Annotated in this window: 18 protein-coding genes; 2 read left to right on the forward strand and 16 right to left on the reverse strand. The window is 53.4% G+C overall.

From position 1 onward, the window contains the following. Positions 1-739: 739 nt before the first annotated feature. From SH528x_RS14975 to SH528x_RS15000, 6 genes are all read right to left on the reverse strand, one after another. Positions 740-1,525 (reverse strand): hypothetical protein, encoded by a 786-nt coding sequence (locus SH528x_RS14975; RefSeq protein WP_442511322.1) that lies wholly within the window; start codon positions 1,523-1,525, stop codon positions 740-742. A gap of 130 nt (positions 1,526-1,655) precedes the next feature. Further along, positions 1,656-2,120, reverse strand: coding sequence for a hypothetical protein (locus tag SH528x_RS14980; RefSeq protein WP_442511323.1), 465 nt, complete (start codon positions 2,118-2,120; stop codon positions 1,656-1,658). A gap of 96 nt (positions 2,121-2,216) precedes the next feature. Further along, entirely contained in the window at positions 2,217-2,816 is a 600-nt protein-coding gene (locus SH528x_RS14985) for a hypothetical protein (RefSeq protein WP_442511324.1), read from the reverse strand. A gap of 989 nt (positions 2,817-3,805) precedes the next feature. Continuing rightward, positions 3,806-4,054, reverse strand: a complete 249-nt coding sequence (locus SH528x_RS14990; RefSeq protein WP_442511325.1) for a hypothetical protein — start codon at positions 4,052-4,054, stop codon at positions 3,806-3,808. A 376-nt stretch (positions 4,055-4,430) separates the two neighbouring features. After that, positions 4,431-4,949, reverse strand: coding sequence for a hypothetical protein (locus SH528x_RS14995; protein ID WP_442511326.1), 519 nt, complete (start codon positions 4,947-4,949; stop codon positions 4,431-4,433). A gap of 853 nt (positions 4,950-5,802) precedes the next feature. Continuing rightward, positions 5,803-6,150 carry a hypothetical protein gene (locus SH528x_RS15000; protein WP_442511327.1) on the reverse strand — a complete coding sequence of 116 codons (348 nt, stop codon included), beginning with the start codon at positions 6,148-6,150 and terminating at the stop codon, positions 5,803-5,805. A gap of 320 nt (positions 6,151-6,470) precedes the next feature. Between SH528x_RS15000 and SH528x_RS15005 the strand changes: the two genes are divergently transcribed. Further along, positions 6,471-6,641 (forward strand): hypothetical protein, encoded by a 171-nt coding sequence (locus SH528x_RS15005; protein WP_442511328.1) that lies wholly within the window; start codon positions 6,471-6,473, stop codon positions 6,639-6,641. Positions 6,642-7,160: 519 nt separating this feature from the next. On the opposite strand, the gene SH528x_RS15010 is transcribed toward SH528x_RS15005, so the two are convergent. Together SH528x_RS15010 and SH528x_RS15015 are read right to left on the reverse strand one after the other, a co-directional pair. After that, positions 7,161-7,574: a hypothetical protein gene (locus tag SH528x_RS15010; RefSeq protein WP_442511329.1), complete on the reverse strand. Its 414-nt coding sequence runs from the start codon at positions 7,572-7,574 to the stop codon at positions 7,161-7,163. Between the two features lie 142 nt (positions 7,575-7,716). Continuing rightward, positions 7,717-8,250, reverse strand: a complete 534-nt coding sequence (locus SH528x_RS15015; protein WP_442511330.1) for a hypothetical protein — start codon at positions 8,248-8,250, stop codon at positions 7,717-7,719. Between the two features lie 915 nt (positions 8,251-9,165). Between SH528x_RS15015 and ltrA the strand changes: the two genes are divergently transcribed. After that, positions 9,166-10,569, forward strand: a complete 1,404-nt coding sequence (ltrA, locus tag SH528x_RS15020; RefSeq protein ID WP_442510522.1) for a group II intron reverse transcriptase/maturase — start codon at positions 9,166-9,168, stop codon at positions 10,567-10,569. A gap of 99 nt (positions 10,570-10,668) precedes the next feature. On the opposite strand, the gene SH528x_RS15025 is transcribed toward ltrA, so the two are convergent. From SH528x_RS15025 to SH528x_RS15060, 8 genes are all read right to left on the reverse strand, one after another. Beyond that, a complete protein-coding gene (locus SH528x_RS15025; RefSeq protein WP_442511331.1) occupies positions 10,669-10,989 on the reverse strand; it encodes a hypothetical protein in 321 nt (106 codons plus the stop codon). Between the two features lie 162 nt (positions 10,990-11,151). Next, the gene (locus SH528x_RS15030; RefSeq protein WP_442511332.1) at positions 11,152-11,496 is read right to left on the reverse strand and encodes a hypothetical protein; all 345 of its coding nucleotides are present in this window, start codon (positions 11,494-11,496) and stop codon (positions 11,152-11,154) included. Between the two features lie 1,219 nt (positions 11,497-12,715). Further along, entirely contained in the window at positions 12,716-13,363 is a 648-nt protein-coding gene (locus tag SH528x_RS15035) for a PrsW family glutamic-type intramembrane protease (RefSeq protein ID WP_442511333.1), read from the reverse strand. 1,246 nt (positions 13,364-14,609) lie between these two features. Then, positions 14,610-14,987 (reverse strand): hypothetical protein, encoded by a 378-nt coding sequence (locus SH528x_RS15040; RefSeq protein ID WP_442511334.1) that lies wholly within the window; start codon positions 14,985-14,987, stop codon positions 14,610-14,612. Positions 14,988-15,976: 989 nt separating this feature from the next. Then, positions 15,977-16,561 (reverse strand): hypothetical protein, encoded by a 585-nt coding sequence (locus SH528x_RS15045; RefSeq protein WP_442511335.1) that lies wholly within the window; start codon positions 16,559-16,561, stop codon positions 15,977-15,979. Positions 16,562-16,700: 139 nt separating this feature from the next. Further along, positions 16,701-17,252, reverse strand: a complete 552-nt coding sequence (locus SH528x_RS15050; RefSeq protein ID WP_442511336.1) for a TlpA family protein disulfide reductase — start codon at positions 17,250-17,252, stop codon at positions 16,701-16,703. A gap of 177 nt (positions 17,253-17,429) precedes the next feature. Next, positions 17,430-18,095: a hypothetical protein gene (locus SH528x_RS15055; protein WP_442511337.1), complete on the reverse strand. Its 666-nt coding sequence runs from the start codon at positions 18,093-18,095 to the stop codon at positions 17,430-17,432. 185 nt (positions 18,096-18,280) lie between these two features. Continuing rightward, a complete protein-coding gene (locus SH528x_RS15060; RefSeq protein ID WP_442511338.1) occupies positions 18,281-19,267 on the reverse strand; it encodes an imm11 family protein in 987 nt (328 codons plus the stop codon). Between the last annotated feature and the right edge of the window lie 11 nt (positions 19,268-19,278).

A 19,278-nucleotide genomic window follows, 5' to 3' on the forward strand; every position in this document is an offset into this window, starting at 1 on the left:
AAATATGAGCAACAAGACGTCGCAACTTTGCAGCGCACACAGAGAGATCCATTGTTGTAAGTTGGGGCAACGGCCCGCGTCACCGAGGACTGCCAATGTGGTCCCATTTGTTAACACCTGTAACGGTCCTTCGTGTGCAAGGACATGGTTACCCACATTTCTCCGGCATTGAGGAGCTTGGCGAGGAATCGGGAACGGAATCGAGGTAGTAGACGCGAGCCGCGACAACACTACGACATGTCGAGCAGCGGGCAGCGATACGTTTACCGTGCGATGCAGCTCCGAACCGAATCTCACCAATACTCCAGACCGATCGTTCTGAGTTGCATTTCGTGCATTGGATCATCCATCGTTCGGAGGACTCACGTATTCGCGTGAACCAAGTGGCAGGCAAGATGGTTCTTGCGATTCGCTGCGTGATGGACATCGTTTGATCTCATGGCGATGTAGGGATTGGGGAGACGTGTCTAGCAAAGGCACAGGTAGTGAATCGATTGGGGCGCTAAATTCGCCAAATTTCAGTCAGATAATGTCGGTCGTCACCGGGCAACCGCCCAAGACTATTCACTTGTAATCACGCTGCCGGTCCCTCCGGTTCACGACATTGTTCTGTGGCATGGGAAATCGCCGAAGGAAAAATAGTGGATTCCGATTCTGCCAGAGTCTGCGGAAGTCGAGTTTACCAATTCTGATCACGAGGACTGGCTTCCATTCTCGTTTCACCAACGCGACTGAGAAGCTACAACGGAGGTTTACTCGCCAGTGCGTAGTCCTTCGCTTCGGTATCCAGTTCAAACATCACCCCCGTAGATGTTGGCTTGGACCGAATGTCGCTCAGAGTCAACACCCGATTCCCGTCTGGACGTTCAACGACGATCCGTGCTTGGTCGAGAGTACCAGGGAATGAATAGCAGCTAAACTTGCCCTCATCGTCGGTTAGCTCGGGAGCCGAACGCGGAAAAAGTTGATCAATTTGAGTCTTTCGCGAAGAGATCGTAACAAATGCCTTGGCAAGCGGCCGTCCGTTGACTTGAACGCGGCCGGTAACTTTGATTGCCCTTGCCATTTTTAAGGTGATCTGGGCATCGCCATCCGTTTCAGGAGCGAGGATTTGGTAAGCCGAACGAAAACGGCGACAGCGATCGTTTAACTCCCGATCGAACGCGTCGCGTCCCAGTGGGTCATTCGGAGCATTGTCGCACAGCTTCATCGCTTCTTCTGTCGTTAACTCGACACGGTGCGCATATAGCCCGGCCAGCGTCCAAGAAACGTCGTGCAGGGCCAGTTCACAGCGACCATTCACATCCGTTTTCTGCGGCGGTGATAGTTCCATCGGCACTGGATACTCCTTTCCCTCTTGACGAATGAATTTTAGATAGCGAGCCTCCACCGTGGCGCCTTCGACCGGATCGCCATGTTCATCCACCACCCGTACCGGAATGTGAACTGAATCTTCTGCGAAAACACCTATCGGAGTCGCAATAAAAAGGACAGACGTAATGATTGAGATCGCCTGAAAACGCATGAGACTTTCTCCTGAAGCGATTCGAATGCTATGCCTACCGCTCATCCACCCAACGGTGGTCATCAGCGAGGACGGCCGGTTGATTTTCCATTACTAAACGCCTGATGCTGTACTCCCTTGGATGGCATCGTTATTTGCCTTTCTGGATCGACCAGGAACACAATCCAGTGACACCGAGTCCCGAGTTGGGATCAGCCACAAATCCGATCGTGAATCCCGAATCGAAACGCATCAAGCAGTCAGCGGCGTATTGGTTGCCGCATCCAGTGTAACGCAGGTCGACGGCATTGAGAATGGTTTTCAGTTCAGCTAACGACATTCGAGGCCGCAGTTTCCACGGGTCGACGAGCAAAGACGGGCCGCCGTAGAAAAGGCTGTCAGCATCACTGTGAACCAATGAAAGCAGGTCGTTTTCAAAGTGAAATTCGATGCTGCCGTATCGCCAGACACAGGATGTCCGCCTGCGATTAGTGATCGTCGCATCGGCGGGTTCGCCGAGAGTTTCGCCCACTAGCTGTCGTGATGTTCCCAGTGCGAACGGACCGAGTGAGCCGTTCCGAATCGTGTCGATGATTGCAGCATATGTGACGGCCATGCGATTTCAGTCGGATAACGTCACTCGTCACACGGTACGCGCGAAAGATTTTCAGCTTCAAACCGCCCGGCTTGCGTACGCTGATGTACGCTGGTGTTACTCGTCCTTGTGGATCGCATTGTCGAGCTCGACAAGCCGTTCAGCATACGACATGATTACCGGCCGCGCATCAAAATTCGGGTACTTTTTTTCCATCGCCAATATTTTCGCAAACGCCCCAATACACGCTTCGCGTCGGAGTTGTGCCAGAGACATTCCCTCTCGGCCAGCAAGCCACTTCGCGATGCTTTTTTTTTCAAGCGGCGAATACGAGGCGTCCAGTTTTGAAGTGTGCGATTCAAGCATGTCCTGGATCAGCCAGAACGAGTGGTCGCCCATGTCGACTTCGCCAGAGACCGCCCGAGTTAAATAGTTGGATGGAGGGCGTCGAGAATCGGTGAGATGTTGAACCAGTGTACGAATTGCCGGCAGCCCACCAGTACGTAGTTTCGCATCAGCCGAGTTGACCGCATCACGGTCGGTAGAGGTCGCGATTGTCTCGATCGCCTCTTCAAACTCAGAGATTTCTGGTGTTTTCTTTGCGATCGTCTTGCCGGTGGCAATTGAGCCGCCTGCATCTTGAGCGATAACATTGGCCGGCGAAAACGGTACCAAGGCCAGTACGGCGATCAACGCAGTGCAACGCATCGTATTCATTTGGTTACCGTCGAGCATCAGCGAGTACGGCGATATGATGCTCCATTTGTAAACGCCCGATGCCGTACATCGGTGAATGCCATCGTTATCCGCCGTCTGGCGTCGTGCTAGTGACCGACAGATCGAGTGTCTTGCCGCACCGTGAGCAAGTAGCAAGAGGTGTGTCTAGCACGTCGCCGCAATGATAGCAGAATAAGTGAGTAGACGCAGACACGAGAGCCTGTTGTTCTTGCCAGGCATTTAGTAGGGCTTGGACATTGTCGGCTGTGCAGTCAACGGCGCAAACGTCGTATACAGTACCAAAGACAGGGCCTTCACCAGCCTGAACTTGGCTGTATTCATTCACGGGAGAAAGGAGATGCGCCTTCACGCCAGATTCACGCAAAAACGCGACCAGTGAGTCAGCGGCAGAGTAGCTGCGCGATCGGTAGACAGTTGTCGGGTCTGGAAGCGTCATGTTCGATGGCCTTATGCACCGTTGCGAGCGATTGGTTTAGACCGCTGAAGTCCGGCGGTTGCAGTCCATTTTTATCCGCTTGAGTCGGCTTTACCCAGGGAGCACGCGCGCTCCGAAAATGCGCCGGTAGCCATAGAATGCACAATTGGCGAGTGCAACGACGATCACGATTTCGGGAAAGCCAGGATGTAGGATTTGAGCAAGCAGAGCGCCGATGCCAGCGGCAACTGTAAGCCAGAAGAAGAAAGAATTCATGGTGTGGCTCGGAGTGGGTAACGGACAGAAAGTTGAGCTAGCATGGTAGTTAAGTTCAACCTGGCAACAAGTTCACTTGAGCGCCGGGCGGTCGTGAAACACAGTTCATGCATCGACGACGCTTCAGTCGGGTAGGGTTACGCGTCACCGGGGTCGCGCGAAAGATTCTCAATTTCAAAACGATCAGCTTGCGTACCCCGGTGGACGCGATGGCTACCCTCCGTTTTGGTTGAGCATGACGTCGGCACAATACCCAACGACGCATTCCAGGATGTTATCACGGAACGAGTGCGTGAGCAAGAAACATTAGTGCAGAGTTCGCGACCGACGGTCGGAGAAAGCCGAGGATGCAACCGACGATCCCAGAACCGCGCACGATGTACAGCACCGATGGATGTGACGAAATATCGACGGCGAGACCAATAAGAGAGATTGCGATAAGTGCAGCCGTAAGGAACGCCAATCCGAGGGCAAGCGAGGCAATGACGCGGTGGTAGAACCTTGGGAAGTCAGGAGATTCGCTCATTCTTAAATACGACGTATCGAGTGAGGCAAGTAACGCATGACAGCGAACAGAGTCGGGGAACGGAAAAGACCACCGAGCCAGCAGAGGTGATCATCCATTTTTAAAAAGGCACGCAAGTCCGGCGTCGCGTGCATCGGTTAGTAGTCCGCCGGTTGGGCAACGCTGTGAAGCTATTTTCCTTATAGAGTTTGTGCTAATTTGGCGTAGCGGAAGTCGTCAAGACTTTTGTTCGATGGTGTATGCCCCCGAAACTCTTGACGAGTTCCGCTACGAAATGCTTCACGGCGTTGCCAGTTGGGGAGCCAAGACGCCGCCTCATTGTCATGACGCGATCGTCGTATTTTAGCAGGTCGAGGCATCTATACGTTCGGCATGGCTAGTCGGATACGATGACGCGGAACTCACCCTCGAGACGCATGGTCCTTCCGGTTCCCGATACGACTCGAACAAACACAGGATGAACGCCTGGCTTGGCATCCGGATTCGCTGACACTCGCACCGCCACGACGGTTAGATGTTTGAACTCGGTGCTCTTCTTTTTACCCAAGTATCTCCCATCCTTCGCGAAAGCCGCAGACGTGTCGTTCGACTTCTCCTTGTCGTATTCTGCGATGACCCCATCGCGTTCCAGACGCAACTCACCCGTCGAGTGGAGTACCTGGTCTCTCGACAGTATATCGTTGGAGGCGGCGAGGAAGACGACGGGGACTCGACCGGTACCCTCGTCCCAGCACGTTATTACTTCACGGGTTTCCCCTTTCGCGAGTGTGACCACGGATACGGCTTTGGTCGGGACTTTGACGACCGGGGGCTGGGCCGCAACGGGCAACGTGGACCACACCAGGCCCGCCACAGTCCCGACAACTAAAATCAATATGCGTGAGAACATTTTCATCAATCGATTCTCCGGATAACGGTGGAATTCACGAGGTGGCGAGAGTGGATCATCCATAGCGACAAGCATGCCACCGCCACTCGCGTGCAATTCTTTGTTTGTCGGATGTTTGGAGTTCCGCGCTAGTTGTGAGCCGCCTTCGAGGCCGACTGCTATCGCGAAGTCTGGCGACTCATCTGTTCTACGTTTAATACCGGCTCGTTGCTGACAATATCTCTGAGTAGCTCGAACTTTACACGTGCATCCTCGACAGAAGCGTCAAGGTGATCAATTTGCGAGGAAAGTGTCTCTATCCGGAGCTGCAATTGTTGGTTGTGTTGATGCTGTTTGACTGCGACAAAAACGACGACCGAGAAAGTAACAAGCGTCAACAGCGACCGAATTGAAAAGCGTGTCTTGGCATTTGGGGGATCTGCGCTGTTCACGGAAAATCTCTCGGACGGCTAAGTATCAGTCAGTCTCTTCCAAACTACTGGAGGTAGTGGGCTAGAGCAAGTTGAAACGTGCGGAATGGCAGCCGTTGCAATTCCGCGGTCAATTACTCGAACACCGTCCGCCGTAACCGGGCGGCGACGGATGTTTGTCCATTGAAAAGATGCCGAACTTCGCCGCGCCGGTTCACAGCTTGATTATGCACCTTCAGTTTGTTGTACGCCACGTCACAAAAGGTGCGTATTTTGACGGTAGGCCATTAGTGCCGCCATCCTTCGCTCCAGTTCGCCACCCGTCGATCCAGCCATGCATTACGGCATCGTTTGAGCCATTTGGATTTGTCGGACAGTATGGAGTATCACCGAACGCCCAAGTATAGCCATGGCGGAAACCATATATGTACTGTTCGTCCTTCTTGACGTTATCGCCGTATGGGGTTCTGGTCGGCACCGGTGCCGCGGCCGAGATCTCCTGAAACGTTCGTATAGCGGTCGCTGACGGCCGTTGGGAATGAATTGAAGGCGATGACGATTTCGGGTGTTCTTGTGAATACGCCGCGGTCAAGATGCCACCGACAACGATTGCAGTAGCGAGCGTGATTGTCATGCGCATGGAATGTCCTGATGTGAGCGTACAGGGTCGTGTCTGACGCTGCCCCGTGGCAAACGCGATCTGGGAATTCGATCTGGTTCATATCGACCGCGATGACCGAGTCGCGGAAATGTGGTTTCCGTTTAAACGCCTTGCCCGAGACTTCGGTCCATCGCATGTTTCGTCGTTTTGTTTGCTCGGATTTTTTGCAAAACCATCGCGATGTGTGCTACGAGGGGAACGGATCCGACGAAGGCAGGGTAGATGAACGCATCAACTAAAGGCGAGCGTCTCCAGTGCATCCAGCTGGTGTAGAGAACTGCGACACTATAAACGGTAACCGCGATCAGGACCAAAATCCCAAGCAGTGCAGCCCGTTTCGGTGAGGAGCCTTCTTTCCAGAAGAGTAGTCCGTCGTAACCTGCGATTCCGAACATTGTCATTGCCAAAATGCTGGGCACCAGCATATACGTGCCTAGGGAGGGAGAATGCCATTCGATGAGCAAGGCCCATGAATCTGCAATGCTGCCTCCGTATCGCGAAAAGATTAACGTCACAACGATCAGCAGCGGCAAGACGTATCCGAGAGCTCCGTACAGTACGATGCCAGCGAGTCTTGAGGCTCGCCCCACAGGTGAACAAAGTTCAGTCGCGTTTGGTGCTTCGTAGGGATTCATGCTGGCGATGAACGTTGGAGTCCACACGGATCACGCTGACGATTCTCTATCGACCTAATAACCCAGTTCGCGATCTCGTTTGCAACACATGGTTCTTGCGCTGGGCTTGTGTGGCGGACGACACGCCAATCGGACGGGATCCACAACCCTTAGAATACTGGCATAAGTGGGGCCGAGCAACAATCGACCGAGCAAAATAGCGACGAACAGCGGGCGTATCGCCTGCGTTGGTATTCTGGCATTGGTAAGAACGCGAATCGATTAGTCTTTATTTGTGGCAATGAGTGTTCCAGTCGGAGAGAACACTCATTTTCGCGAATCGCATACTAATGATTTTGCCGTGACGGTTCGCCTAGCGTTGGTTGGCAGCGGCAGGCGATCAAGCAAAAATCAGGGAGCTTGGCGTTCAACTGCGCACCGAGGGACTGCAAAATCGGTACCCGTCACCAATCCAGGAAAGTCGAATTTCCATTCATAAACAACGCAAGCCCGGCTCAGGTGCACGAGAGGGTTACCCGCCATTTGGAATCGGTGCGGGGTCGGCATCATCGTCAGTGGTGGCGGCGTCGAACGGAATTACTGGAGCCGACGTTTGTGTTGGAAAATGCAACATCCCACAGATCCCAATGCCCAGCAGCAGAATCCCCAGCAGTGCCGAGTAGCCGGCCCATGCTCTTGCGTTAGCCGTTAAAGCCAACGGGCCAATGAAGATGGTGGTGTTGCGAGAACCTGGAATGGTCACGGAATATGTGCGTGTAACGGTCCCGTCGTCCGTGTAGGTCTGACCGGTGACAATGTCAGTGTCAATCAGTTCTGGATCAGTAGCAGAGAACGGTTCGTGGGCAAGCGATATCGACGCGATAGCGAGCAACGCGATGGGTGTCGCAAGACCGATAAAGATGAACCAAATCGGAAAAGTCTGCATCGTCCTAGTCATTTCTTTCAGTCGGGTAACGCTGGCGGTAACCGAGTCGCCGCCAAAGAACTATGATTTCAAAATACGCGAGATCGGCGGCCTCGGTTCACCACTTGGTTGTCCGATACCAAGTCTCGGAGTGTGGTTAGACTTAGCAGATCCGCAGTAGACCATTTTCTTCAGACTCAGGAAGTCCCCCTGATTCAATGTCAGCGATTATGTCATGGGGCCATGTTTTAACCGTTTCGTTGTCAGCGATACCACGCATAAATTGAACCGGTAGTATCACATATCTATTCTCGGGGTCTGCTATCGCAATCGTCTCCCACCAATCTTTTTTCACCGCTCGCCACTGCCATTGAAAACGTGTCACGATATGCCAAGCCCATAGGACGCCAATCGCAGCAGCAGGAAAGGTCGTTTTGCAATCAATTTTTTCGCCCGATCGGATACGTCTCAGGGTGTCTTCGATTGCGTTAACCAGTTTAGGGTCGCCTATCGGATGCGTTTTTCCAAGCATCTCTTGTGCTGCTGCTGTCATCTCCAGCTCAAATGCATTGTGTCGCAATTGCATCTCGGTCAGTTCCACAATGCTTGCGTCAACTGGTAGTCCGCGACCCGCTGCATCCATGAACATATAGATGTATTTCTCGCTGTACGTCTCGTTCTGTTCTTTGTCAGCCATTCGAATTATATTCCTCTACTGGAAGTAGCCACGCAACAATGGATTCAATCGGCCAGCGCTACCCGTCAGCGATGTGCGATTTATTACTTGTGATTTTAATGCGGGCTGAGTGAATGTAGGGTGAGTCAAGTTCGCGAGGTGACAGGAGGGGCGTCGCAAAACCGACGAAATCCACCCAGCAACTGATTTGGATTCAAACCTTTAATCGCGAACGCCGACCCACCAGACACATGCTTTTGATTGACCCACCCTACATCAACTTATAAGTCGCACGTCCCAAGCGGGCCGAGAGTGTGAGGTCAACCATTCCAAAACCGCACGCAAGCCCGGCTCCGGTGCAGTACGCCCAGCATGGGCGTGATCTTGTGGGGTGCAAGTCCCCTGTACTTAGTTCCGGTTTCTTTCGAGGAGTCAGTATACCAAATGAAATTCTAACGAAAGAACAGTACGAGGCGAGGGCAACTGCGGGGAGGTGACGATCCGTGGGAAGGCAGCCTGCGAATGTGACCGTAAATCTGGCTAGCCGCCGAGAACAGCTTCGATCGGGCAATAACCGAATCGGACGAGCTTCAAAGCTAAAACCGTCGTCAGACACATTCACGCCAAGACCCGCCAGGCTACGAACAGAAACCCGATAGGAGGCCGACGTCTACAGGTGAGCAGGCTGCTGACTGCGAAACCGAACCGGAAGAGTGAGCGCAGGTAGATCGGGAGCTTGGGCGGGGACAGATCACGAAAACCCTTATCTGGGGAGAACTCCAGGCGTACCCGTGAGTAGGGCTTGCCCGAAAGGCGGGGCGGAATGCGGTAACGCATGACGTGCCTGGAGAATGCAGCAGAAGTTGTAGTACCGATCCGCCAATTCCAATGGCGACGGGAAGAACCGAACGTCAACAGTCAAGGAACGAACCACCGATGACCTCAGAGAATCCGAACGCAGAGCAACTCGTCTTCGACTTTGTCGTAGTGGATGACGCTGCGCCAAACATCCCGACGGATGATTCGGCTCTGGCGGCCATCGAGAAGTCAGCCTTGGGCGATGATGCTCACAATCTGATGGAAGCAATTGTCGATGAAGTCAACATGGAAATGGCTTGGGCAAGAGTGAAGGCCAACCGTGGAGCCCCTGGGCCCGACGGAATAACGGTCGACGACTTTCCCGAGTGGTTTGCGCCGCGTTGGCAAAACATTCGTCGACAACTACTCGATGGCACCTATCGTCCGGACCCTGTCCGGCGGGTGGCCATCCTCAAGCCCGATGGCGGCACGAGAGAGCTCGGAATTCCAAACTTGCTCGAACGCGTCATCCAAACCGCCATTGTGTTAGTCCTCACGCCGATCTTCGATCCGGGATTCTCTGAATCAAGTTTCGGTTATCGACCTTATCGCTCGGCGCAAGATGCAGCCAAGCAGGTGCAGAAGATCATTCGCAGCGGTCGACGCCGATGCGTCGATATGGATCTGTCGAAATTCTTTGACCGAGTCCAGCACGACGTGTTAATGGCACGCGTGAGCCGCAAGGTTCACGACAAGCGACTGCTCAAACTGATCGGACGATACCTGCGAGCCGGAGTGATGATCGATGGGTTATGTCAACCTAGCGAAGAAGGAACGATGCAAGGAGGTCCGTTGTCACCACTCCTTTCCAACATCTATTTGGATGATCTGGACAAGGAACTGGAGCGGCGTGGATTGCCTTTCGTGCGGTATGCGGACGACTTCGTGATCTTCACCAAGTCGGATGTTGCTGCGCATCGTGTTTACGCGAGCGTTGAGCGATTTCTGACGCTGACGTTGAAACTGCAAGTCAATCACGACAAGAGCAGCGTCTGTAAGACGCAAGAGCTTGAGTACGTGGGCTACGAATTCCGTGGCTTTGGCGGACAGTTTCGCGTGAGTCGAAAGAAGCTCGACGCATTCAAACGGCGCGTCTCGGAGATCTTTCGTAGAAACCGAGGTGTGTCGATGAAGAAGCGTTTCGCGGAGTTCCGTTCTTATGCAATTGGTTGGCTTGGGTATTTTCAGTTAGATCAAGTCAAGACAACTTTCAGTACGCTCGACAAGTGGCTTCGGCGACGGGTTCGGGCATGCTACTGGAAGCAGTGGAAGAAGTCGAACACTCGGCTTCGCAACCTGATATCCTTGGGCTTGTCGTACCGGGACGCCCGTCCGTTCGCGTTTAGCGGCAAAGGCCCGTGGCGTCTATCCAAGACGTCGGGAGTCCAGCGTGCGTTATCGAACGAGCACCTGAAAAGTGAAGGCTTACTGAGTCTATTAGAGCGTTGGCAACAGCTTGCATCCTCGCGGCGAATCGCCTAGTGCGGACCCGCATGCTAGGTGATGTGGGAGGGGCCCCGGAGCAATCCGGGCCCCTATCCCGATCGGGGAGTTACCTTTTCATTGGGGGTGAGCTGGCTGTCAGAATGGATCAGGAAGTTCGTGGTCGGTCGGAATGCGATCATTCTGGAAAATGAAATCGATCAATTCATCAAAATACCGGCAAGCAACGGAAGGAGCAACGTCCGCGTCATCGAGTACGGGGAACGATCCCGAAAAGTCGAATTCGCTAGCACTTGGAAATCGTCCGTTTTCAGAGATAAAGTCGGACAGCAATCGGAGTCGCGGAATCATTGCACGGGGCGATGTGTCGCCAAGCGAGATTGGGGCTCCGGCTTGAATCGCGCAAGATTCGCAAAGCCACATCGATCGACCGCTTCCGTCGGGTTCGAGAACTGTCATACACAGGGTCGTTTCAGCGCCACAGGATTCGCAGTTCATGGCTCTGTATGTCAGTCGGGTAGCGACCGGCATTACCGAGCGCGGCTTATGTGGTTTCCATTTGCATCAATCTTATGCCGCGCTTCGTGTGAATGCCATGGTTATGCATTCCCTGGTGCGAGTTTACGGTTCACGTTTGTTGCCGTTTACAAAAATCTCGCTTTTGGACGTGACTTTAATTATATCACGTGGTTCAAGTCGCCCAAGATCGGTTCCATCAAATGTTAAGTTGCCATTGATTATCGTGAGAGCATGATCGCCTCCCCAAGAAACTTCATAATGTTCCTCCGTCTGCTGACCGCTCGTGGAAGAGTGGAAGTTCAGTGAGAATTCACGTCCGACGTCCTCGATGTCGAAATAATATCGGCCACCGTCAACGTTGAATTTCGTCGGATTGGGGCGGTGTGGAGGATTGCAGCCAGCGATCAACACGATCAATGCCAAAACGAAAAACGCTTTTTGAATCATTTACTTGCTCCGGCTGCATAGCGTCCCCGTTCACCGGGCCGCGGCGAACAACGTTGATTTCAGAACCCGCGCGGCCCGCGGCTCCCTATTCAATAGTTTATTATGCCAAGATCGTGCTTGCGATTCAGTTTTCCATGGGTCGTAATTCCCGAAGTTCCAAAGTTGTCCCTGTGGATCACGACACGACTAAAACCGACCACCGTATTCTTCGTCCTTGATTTCAATTGTGATGATTGCCCCTGCTGCGATAGCACGAGCGTAGTGTTGGTCAATGCCAGACACAATAATGTATGGCGATTGCATGACCGGATCCGTAGTTGTTTGAATCGACGAAGATATGAAGAACGCACCGAAGCGTTGTGATCGCGTCCAGCATAGCAAACCATTCATCGCCGCAAAAGATTTCCGGAGCGCGAACAGGGTTAGCCACGAATAGCACGAATCAACACGAATCCAAAGCCGAGCAATCCAATTCGTGCAAATTTGTGTGATTCGTGGCCAACATCGACCCTGCTGCTCACACCCATCGATTCGAAGGAAACGTTCCTATTGCCAGAACGGTGGGGTTCAGCGAGTCGGCACGGAAGCTGTCGTGGTGGCCAAATTGCTCAAACTGCCGACTTCGTTGCAACCCCTGGTTTCCCGGTTTGCTGTAGTGGGATGTCGCTAATCACCACGGTTGACGTTGATCCAATCATAGCGAGCGCAACGACCGCCGGCAAATCCGTTTGTAGCCGCAAAAACAAAGAAGAAAATTGTTGGCAGAATGATGTGGGACAGAATGATAAATCAGCGCGAGGTAATTATTTTGCCACCTAATCATTTTGCCAGTCGATCAACCACGCAAGTATTTGCGACAGCGATTTGACGCTTGCCTCAACCTTGCCTTAACCCTCAACCTTACCTTAGCAAGGAACGCTGGAAAACTAGCGTTGGTTCCATCACGCATGAAGGCTGTTTGAATCGCCGACACGATTGCCATCAAGTCATCATCGCCAGTCGAAGAACGTCGCCAATCGCCTGGCGTCGACAAGAGATTGTCCATTTGAAAGCGATTGACTTCGCCGCTCAGGTGCATAGCATTAGTCCAGGCTTAACCGGCAGCGGTGGCCGATCTCCCAATCGAAACATTTGGGACATTTTTTCATACCCCACACAGAGAAGCGTTATGCCGCATCTGTTCGCGACACCCACCGCGACTGGTACATGTGTTCGCAGCTTATCGACTTCCCGCTTGTTTTCGAAGGCCGTACACAATGCGACCGCCCCAGATCAGTTCGACCAGCCCGACTGAAGAGATCAGTAACATCGGTGCCAGGATCGCGACAAGAGGTTTCAGGTCTGCGAGATTCGGCTCATCGGGAATATCCGGGAACTCGCAGACTTCGAGTACGAATGCTCCGAAATCGTAGAGGCCGTGCAGCAGGCACGGTACAGCCAACGTGAGCAGGAAGAGCCCGATTCGGCGGCGTCGACCACTCGAAATGGCTCGTTCCAAAAAGGCCCCCATGATTAATGCGGTGGCGCCGTGTGATACTGTTGGAGCAGCACGCTCAACGATCAGCTCAACGCCGGACGCTGTGGTGAGCGCGTAGAGCATGTTTTCGAACAGGGCGAAGCCCAGACCAATCATCCCGCAGGTTACAACAACCTCTCGGCCCGCCACGTTGCGCACTGCTGCGATTGTGCAGATTGACACCATGATCCGGGCCAGCTCTTCTGGCAAGGCGGCACCCAGGAATGCACTGGCCAAACCCGTGCGAACCGACCCTGGGTCGCCAGCAGCGAATGCCTCGACAGGCATCAGAATGCGGCTGAGAACCAACGCCAAGACAAACGAAGCGAATCCGCTGAAAATAAGGATCATACCGAAAGGTATCCACCTGCCGCGACGCGTCCCCCAAATTAGCCCGATCGCCATCAAGACAGGGATTACCACTGACGAGGCAAGTGTCGACCAACTAAAACTCAAGTCTCGCCTCTTCGTAGCGTCTGGTTGTGGAAAAGATGCCGCCAACACCAGGGATTCAGGGCAATTAAGTCCGCCGACACTCGCGCCGTCGCTTTGCAGATCCACGACTCTCTGTCTGGCCCGAACGGTGGGGTTCAGCGAGTCGGCACGGAAGTTGTTGTGGTGGCCAAATTGCTCAAACTGCCGACCTCGTTGCAACCCCTGGTTTCCCGGTTTACGGTAGTGGGATGTCGCTAACCACGACGGTTCACGTTGATCCAATCATAGCGAGCGCAACGACCGCCGGCAAATCCGTTTGTAGCTGCAAAAACAAAGAAGAATTTGTTGGCAAAATGATGTGGGGCAAAATGATAAATCAGCGCGCGGTAATTATTCTGCCACCTAATCATTTTGCCATTCGATCAGCGACGTCAGCATTTGCGACAGCGATTTGACGCTTGCCTCAACCTTGCCTTAACCCTCAACCTTACCTTAGCAAGGAACGCTGGAAAACTATCGCCGGTTTGATCACACACGAAGACCGTTTGAACGCCGGCACGATTGCCATCAAGTCATCATCGCCAGTCGGAGATCGTTACACATGACCGAGTTGCCTCAGAACCGCCGACTGCATTGTGACGAGACGTGGTGAACACCTATTGAGATTCGTGAAAATTCGGCTGATTCGTGGCCAAAACAACATGGACAAACTCACCCGCGAAACACGCCAATGGACGCGAATGAACAATGCAAACTTGCCGCGATAGCGGCGACAGCGATCGAAGCACTGTTCAACAGAAGACACGAATTGGCGACCACGAGCCCAATAAAACGCTACGTCCCCTGTTGACCAATTGCAGGCAAAAACATGTTGGACAAAAATAGGAAGGCAGAGAAAAAGGGGGCACTGGCTGCTTCTTATTTGCAATCTTTCTGTCGCATCAATCTTCCTGTCTTGTGTCCGCCATTCCCCAACATGTGCGAACACAGCGTGTCAGCCTAAACCGGCCCCCGGCAATCACTCCCAACTCCCAACTCCCAACTCCCAACTCCCAACTCCCAACTCCCAACTCCTCACTCCTCACTCCTCACTCCTCACTCTCCCACCCGCTCGTCTTCAAGCCATTTCCAGTCCGCAACGTGCACGCCATGGTTATCCGTTTCATTCCGTTGCTTGGTAGTCGTAATACAGCCAGAAGTCAACGACAACGCCGTCGTTTAGCAGTGCATATCCGCATTCGGATCCGCTGTCGAACTCCCACAGCTCGCTAGACTTAAGATCTTTTCCCTTCAGCCAAGCCGAAAAATGATCCGCCGAGGTTCCTCTCGGGCCATCAACCAGCCTCCAGAACAATAGCACGACCCACAGCCCCGTAAAGACAAGGAGCAGAGTCGTGATTAGTTTGGCGCTCAAGCCCACCGGAAGTCCGGCAGTTTCGTTTTGGTCGAGTCTCGAGACCGCGGCGTCAACAGTCGTGGAGCGGATAAGGCTCCTTGAGATCTCGGCATAGCGTTCCGCTGGCACGTCGTGCTTCCTCATGTCGGATCGGTACGGTTCAGCGCGCGGCGGGGGAACGACTTAACCACTACGAAAACGGCGCTACCGTCGCGCCGGGGCAACCGATGGTGATGCCCATTCGTTTAGTAACTTTCGATACGCTCTGGGGCAACTTGCCTTTCAGATGACCTGACTTCCGGAGAATTCAAACGAAGCAAGTCACTCGCGAGCAGGTACAAGAACGGAATGCCAAAAATGAGCTTGCCGAGCGTTGAGCCAATATGTCTTGCCAATGTCGCATTCGGCAGATCCAATAGAGGCATTTGGACAACCGCTATTAGGCCAACCACGACAAGATAGGCCCAACAAACCAACGAGAGTTGATAGCCTCGTTTTGTTCCCTGCCAGAGCAATATCGCGCCAACTGCACCACATATGCCTCGCGCAATGAAAGCTATGATTGTAAACGCGACCATCAAAGTGCTCACGGCAGGAATCATTTTAAGAAATATCATTGCAAGGAGAAGGATTCCGCCAAGCAGTCCAGCAAGACCGTGCAGAGCCGTGAAGACAGCGATCAATCTGCGAGGTTTGAGATATTCTCTACGACTGTCACAGGGAATGGGGTGACTCGACTGCTTTGTTCCCTGATATGCCTGTAGTTCGTGCCTAATAGGATGCGATCCAACTAGCGGATCAGGAAATGACTCTCCGCACAGCAAGCACTTCGTCGCATCTTCCGAGTGCGTTGTCATCCCGCATTTCGCACACTTCATCGGAGATGAACGTCTTGCGAGGGCGGCTGATTGGCCTAGTTGCGGACCACGATGTGCGTTGGGAAATGGCACTCCACACAGCAGACACTTCTTTGCATCGTTAGTGTGCGTAGTCAACCCGCACTGCGAACATTTAATCGTCATTGGAGATGTCAAAATTTCGTGCAGAACGTTGGCGGTAACCGGGTCGCCGCCAAGAGACTATGTTTTCAAAATCCGTGTGATCGGCGGCTCCGGTACACCGCCGTGTTCTGCCTATTCGACATCGCCGTGTGACGTGAAACCCATCAGTGGTGGCGGCGTAATGATGACTGCCACGTACGGGAGCGGGTCTTCGGTCTTCATCGGCTTTCGCTCCTTGCCCACGAGAATCTGCACGGGGCCAACCGCTCGACTGCCAGGTTCGTCCGGCAGAGCGATGTTCGCCTCGCCACCGCCTGGCGTCCAGCCACCAACGCTAACCAACAGGCGACCGTTCTTCCGTTCCGGAATGTCTCCGCCGACAGGGCAATAGGAGCTTTTGCCGTCAAGACGGCCATCCCAAACTCTATTGTCTACGATATCGTCTTCAAGCAGCGCATCACAAACAGGCACCCAGTCTGTGACAGCAAAGTATTCGGACTCGCCCAGGTGTTTGAGCTGCTCTGCAACCCAGAACTCAACGACAGGGCCGTCCTGCTTAGGAGTGTGCGACGTGACGGGCACGATGACTTTGACGAACACTTGGTTGAACTGTCGCCGTGTGGTCGACTCCGGCGGAGGGTCCTGAGCCGGTACCTCGAGAGCAATCGCCGCGACCATGTTGAAGACCAGTAGGCAAACGACATTAGGACGCCTCATTGTGGACCTCAGTATTTGTTAGTAGTAGGCGTAACGGTACCGATCACGTGGCGGTAACGAAAAATGTCACATTCTAATCCGGTCGAACATGCCGCTCACGTGCATCGGGCTGGTTATCCGTTGCCGTGAGTCAACTTGCTCACTCAAGTTCGGAGGCTTGCGTCAACAACACGTCAAGTTGCGCTTTGGACTTTTTAATGCCGTAACCGTGGGAGACGACGACGCCCTCCGAATTGACGAGGATCGAGTACGGAAAAAAGGCGACCTGGTAATCAGCAATGGGAGCCATCACCCCTCTCTCGTCAGTTGAAACGAAGGTTGGGAAATGCAATTGCATTGATTGAATCGCTAGATCAACATCTCGAGCCTTAATTCCAGCTGGATGCATCCCAATCACGACAACACCCTCGTCGTGAAGGTCATTCAGTTCGAGAAGGTACGGGTCGCAAGCCGAACACCATGTTGACCAGAAAAAAAGCAGATAAGGCTTATCAGCAATGGTCGGCTTCGCTCCGCCGACCCATTGCCCGTTGTGAAAGGTTGATGCGGGTTCACCAAGCATTTCATTCAATTGGCTTTCCGCTTTTTTTAGACGCTGCGGAGTGAGTGGGTCTAACTGGGGTGTAAGCTGAGTAATAATGAGAGGCATAACACACAAACCGATTGCGGACGCCGCGACGATTGCAAGCAACAGTTTCCAGGCCAATGCTGGTTCAATTCCCAAGGAGTTGTTGGACATCTAACGCACAATCGATCGAGGCATGCGGAAAGCAATCGCCCGGCGAGCCAGGCTTCAATTTTTTTGGAACTTGAGCAGTCAGCCGGATAACGTCGAAGCTAACCCGGCGGCGGCCGGTCACCGTAAACCTCAATAATCGTCCGACCCGCCGCTCGGGTTCACCGTCTGGTTAGCTGCCGTTGGGGGGATCTTCGTGGAACTGCCGACACGCCGCAAAATGTATTCGGTGTTCGCGGTGCCCTTCGGATCGAACGAGTCTGGCACTTCCGGAATGAGAGGCTCACCGTTGGGGAGAGCTAGGTTTGAATCAAGCGTGCTGGGGTTTTCGAGCGGAGTTGTGGTGTAGATGAGATGGTGCTGATCGACCTTAAAGATCGCCCGAGCAACTGAGTTGGAAGCCCAGTCTGGTGCCCGCCGTACGAGTGAGGCTGGAGTCGTATCAAGATCATATTCCACAAGCTGGGCTAATCTCGGGTTGCCGTTGACAAGAACTGTCCATCGATTCCCAGCAATAACCAACTCCGTTACGCCGTCGTCGTATTGGGTTGTGGAATCGCGTTCTGTCGAGAGCATGTATCTCCAGCGTCCATTGAGCTGGCCTATCTCGTTTCGCTTACAATGGCCATCTTGGCGTTGCGACCTTAGCGCCGACAATTGTCGAGATAGTCCGTTGACTTCTGCTTCCAGTGCGGCGACTCGCGTGTGCAGGTCTCCCTCGGGAGCATTTGGCTCATCCGCCACTAGTGACGAGTTCAATAAGACCACAGCACAAGTCAAAGGGGCAGCAAATCGCATTCGGAGTCACCTTTAGCAGCTAACGTCTGGCATAACCGGGCCGCCGCGGTTGATGCTCCATTTGAAAGCGCGCTGTCGGCGGCTCCGCGCTCATGCCATTAATATGCGGTGTTTCCTGAGTGCTGGATTCACGTGATTTGCGAAAGTTTGTTTGGCGTCATACTGGATGGGCGTGATTTTTTGTTCTACTCAATGCCGTTAAGATCGATCACTGATTCCGGGGCACCGCTATCCCAAAACTCACTGTCACGTATCGCGACCGTGATCGGCACGCCCCAATTGATCCCGCGGATCGAGCGCGCCAGATGTCCCAAGAGCCAATCAGCATCGGGACAGGATATCAAGAGCCGGTATCGTCTTTTACTCAATTCGTAGCCTTCCGTGCTGCCATAATACTCGTCCCCGGGATGCTTGAGAACGAGGCGCTCATTCAAAATTGCTCGCAGGCGGTCGATTGCTTTTTGTTCGGATGCCGAAGGTGCTTTGTCTTTGAGCGGCAGGATCAGGATGATCGTCTTCTCCTGCCGACCGCGCATCTTTCCGTTGATTTTGATCTTGCTTCGCTGCTTCCGCTTCTGCTTCTCGGCCGCAGCCTCTCTTGGTGTCGGATGCGGCCAGACTCTGATCAGGTTGAAACCGTTCAAGCCGTTGCGTTCGACCGCGTCTTTGAAAGCGTTGGTGACCAGAACGGGCGAGGGATCTTCCCGCACGCGAAAGATGGTCAGGCCGCCAAGTTTTGACTTGTAGAACGCGTATTTGGTGATATCGGAAAAGAGCGGCACGTTGTCACGCAGATCTCCCACCGTCCTGGAGACATTCAAAATCCCCTCAGCAATCGCGCGGGTTTGGTAAGCCATGTATTGGCCGCGCGACGTGCGTACTGGCAGCAACTCACCGTTGGGCGCAAGAAACTCTCGCAGCACATCGACCGCCCGCGCGCTGAATACGGGCACGTAGAAATCGCAACATGGAAAGTCGTTGAAGGGTGCGACCTTGTCCTGTTCGTCCAGTACGGGGTTGTCCCATTTCCGTTTCAAACTCGGAATCGTGTAATTGAATTTCGTGGGATAGAAATGGGTGAAATCGTAAACACGGCGATGCGGAGTTGTCAGTGACGGCGCGTCTCCGAAGCCGAAACCCTCGTACGTCGGGTCATTCAGAATCGGTTTCAACTTGAAAACTT

This window comes from Novipirellula methanifontis, assembly GCF_052161655.1.
Taxonomy (GTDB): domain Bacteria; phylum Planctomycetota; class Planctomycetia; order Pirellulales; family Pirellulaceae; genus Novipirellula.

Excerpts from the sequence above, each read along its gene's own strand:
- SH528x_RS14975 (WP_442511322.1), bottom strand. The coding sequence starts at position 1,525 with ATGCGTTTTCAGGCGATCTCAATCATTACGTCTGTCCTTTTTATTGCG.
- SH528x_RS14980 (WP_442511323.1), bottom strand. The coding sequence starts at position 2,120 with ATGGCCGTCACATATGCTGCAATCATCGACACGATTCGGAACGGCTCA.
- SH528x_RS14985 (WP_442511324.1), bottom strand. The coding sequence starts at position 2,816 with ATGAATACGATGCGTTGCACTGCGTTGATCGCCGTACTGGCCTTGGTA.
- SH528x_RS14990 (WP_442511325.1), bottom strand. The coding sequence starts at position 4,054 with ATGAGCGAATCTCCTGACTTCCCAAGGTTCTACCACCGCGTCATTGCC.
- SH528x_RS14995 (WP_442511326.1), bottom strand. The coding sequence starts at position 4,949 with ATGAAAATGTTCTCACGCATATTGATTTTAGTTGTCGGGACTGTGGCG.
- SH528x_RS15000 (WP_442511327.1), bottom strand. The coding sequence starts at position 6,150 with ATGCGATGGACCGAAGTCTCGGGCAAGGCGTTTAAACGGAAACCACAT.
- SH528x_RS15005 (WP_442511328.1), top strand. The coding sequence starts at position 6,471 with ATGAGCAAGGCCCATGAATCTGCAATGCTGCCTCCGTATCGCGAAAAG.
- SH528x_RS15010 (WP_442511329.1), bottom strand. The coding sequence starts at position 7,574 with ATGCAGACTTTTCCGATTTGGTTCATCTTTATCGGTCTTGCGACACCC.
- SH528x_RS15015 (WP_442511330.1), bottom strand. The coding sequence starts at position 8,250 with ATGGCTGACAAAGAACAGAACGAGACGTACAGCGAGAAATACATCTAT.
- ltrA (WP_442510522.1), top strand. The coding sequence starts at position 9,166 with ATGACCTCAGAGAATCCGAACGCAGAGCAACTCGTCTTCGACTTTGTC.
- SH528x_RS15025 (WP_442511331.1), bottom strand. The coding sequence starts at position 10,989 with ATGACAGTTCTCGAACCCGACGGAAGCGGTCGATCGATGTGGCTTTGC.
- SH528x_RS15030 (WP_442511332.1), bottom strand. The coding sequence starts at position 11,496 with ATGATTCAAAAAGCGTTTTTCGTTTTGGCATTGATCGTGTTGATCGCT.
- SH528x_RS15035 (WP_442511333.1), bottom strand. The coding sequence starts at position 13,363 with ATGATCCTTATTTTCAGCGGATTCGCTTCGTTTGTCTTGGCGTTGGTT.
- SH528x_RS15040 (WP_442511334.1), bottom strand. The coding sequence starts at position 14,987 with ATGAGGAAGCACGACGTGCCAGCGGAACGCTATGCCGAGATCTCAAGG.
- SH528x_RS15045 (WP_442511335.1), bottom strand. The coding sequence starts at position 16,561 with ATGAGGCGTCCTAATGTCGTTTGCCTACTGGTCTTCAACATGGTCGCG.
- SH528x_RS15055 (WP_442511337.1), bottom strand. The coding sequence starts at position 18,095 with ATGCGATTTGCTGCCCCTTTGACTTGTGCTGTGGTCTTATTGAACTCG.